2 protein-coding genes are annotated in these 1,110 nt (G+C 47.0%); one reads left to right on the forward strand and one right to left on the reverse strand.

Annotated features, from left to right (window positions below; genetic code table 11):
• The first annotated feature begins 338 nt into the window (after positions 1–338).
• Positions 339–503 (forward strand): hypothetical protein, encoded by a 165-nt coding sequence (locus F6K49_RS51890; protein ID WP_293110836.1) that lies wholly within the window; start codon positions 339–341, stop codon positions 501–503.
• 8 nt (positions 504–511) lie between these two features.
• On the opposite strand, the gene F6K49_RS51895 is transcribed toward F6K49_RS51890, so the two are convergent.
• The coding region (locus tag F6K49_RS51895; RefSeq protein WP_293110838.1) for a class I SAM-dependent methyltransferase at positions 512–1,110 on the reverse strand (599 nt) is incomplete at its 5' end.

Below are 1,110 nucleotides of genomic sequence, written 5' to 3' on the forward strand. Positions count from 1 at the left end.
GAGGTTAGCTGCAGACCCTTCTCGGTTTCGGTTGCTTTGACAATGCCAATCTCTTTACCAATGCCTTTGGTATCAGTCAAATGTATGGTCACCTTTAGTGGTGTTGACGCAGATTGATTGGAACAAGCCGAGATTAGAAATATTGCGATCGCAGCTAATAGGCTGATAATTTTCATACTCAACTAGAACCCACTTACAGATAGGTTTCCAAGGGTTTGAGACCCTTTCGGATTTCCGTTTCCCTATTCCCTACCCTACCTGATTTCTGAGGATTTATGAGCTTGAGCTTAGTTTTCTGGCGTTGCTGAATAATGCCACGATTTCAAGAGTGAGGTGGAATGGGCATCTTGCGTGGAAGCGATGCAGCGCGGTCTTGGGGAGGCAGCGCGGTCTTGGGGGTTCCCCCCATGAGCGACTGCATCAAGACACTGGCATCTTGCCAGTTTCAATATATTTCCGAGCGGGCAGGATGCCCACTCTACTCCTATTCATTCAAAGCTTAGGTAAACTGTCACACAGCCCCTAGCTGGAGTGGGCTTTTAGCGCTACTTTTGTAAAAGCACAACACTTGGCTAGTGTTGAGGGGATCCCGATACAGACACTCAACCCGATTAAAATCATGTTTGTGGGCAAGGGATTGCAGGGTTGTTTGGGTTTCGGGAAAATCACTAGACAATACATGACCCTCGACCATGGAAACTTCTGCCGGAGTCAGTTGAGCCCAGTCTTGGTAAACACCCTCTAGGTAACGTCTTAGATAGGCGTCTCGGGTTTCTCCATCTGTGGAAACTATATCGATCAGAATAAAAACACCATCAGCTTTTAGGAGATGGCTAAGCTGAGCCATAATACCATCTTTTTGCTCAAAACTGAGGTGATGGAACGCAAAAGAACTTAGAATCCCGTCGAAGCTATCCTGCTGCTTTTGTCCCAACTCAGAAACTACTTCAAAGAAGTCGCCGTGGATCAATGTCTGTTCGCAGGGGATAGAATTCATGTTATCACGAGCAATTTCTAGTGCTGGCTCAGAGAGGTCAATACCTTTGTAGGAAGCAATCGTGGTATTGGCTAAAGCCTGGGCCGTGAAGCTAGCATCACCGCAGCCTAGGA

This window comes from Moorena sp. SIO3I6, assembly GCF_010672095.1.

Coding starts and splice junctions, on each gene's coding strand:
- F6K49_RS51890 (WP_293110836.1), top strand. CDS start 339: ATGGGCATCTTGCGTGGAAGCGATGCAGCGCGGTCTTGGGGAGGCAGC.